The following is a 530-nucleotide window of genomic DNA, read 5'->3' as shown; positions in this document are numbered from 1 at the left end:
ACCGCCAAAATCAATTTGCAAACTTGTTTTGGAAGCAATTTGTTCAAGTACTTTGTGATTGACAATATGTTTTGACTTAGCTCCATCCAAATCAACCAAATGTAAATACTCGATACCATGTGCCTCAAAATTCTTGGCCACTTCTAACGGGTTTTCATTATAGATCTTCTTTGTATTATAATCTCCTTTGGATAAACGGACACATTTACCGTCGATGATATCTATTGCTGGTATTAATCGCATGGTATTTTATCTTTTACTTTAAGCTTATTTTAATAGTATTTTCTTGAATTCGGCATCGGTTACCTTTGTTGCCTTTGCCTGTAGTACTCGACCCTTTTCGTCTAGAATCATATATCTAGGAATCCAATCCAAGTTTATATAATTTGTCAAGGGATTTTTCCATCCTTCGGAGATAAAATAATGATCCCCTTTGATAGCTAATAATTTGATCGCTTTTTTCCAGCGTTCTCCCGTTTTATCTAAGGACAGAAAAACATAATCAATATTCTTCGTTTTTTGTTGAAGTC

2 protein-coding genes are annotated in these 530 nt (G+C 34.0%); both read right to left on the bottom strand.

The genetic code is table 11. The features are described 5' to 3' along the window. Positions 1-243 (bottom strand): 1-(5-phosphoribosyl)-5-[(5-phosphoribosylamino)methylideneamino]imidazole-4-carboxamide isomerase (locus SM447_RS29935; protein WP_474576215.1); only part of this gene is annotated, 243 nt, incomplete at its 3' end. A gap of 24 nt (positions 244-267) precedes the next feature. After that, positions 268-530 (bottom strand): TlpA family protein disulfide reductase (locus SM447_RS29930; protein WP_474576214.1); only part of this gene is annotated, 263 nt, incomplete at its 5' end.

It is taken from the genome of Micromonospora aridisoli, assembly GCF_056150025.1.
The sequence above is the reverse complement of the archived record's forward strand: the minus strand, read 5'-3'. Positions and strand labels throughout refer to the sequence as shown.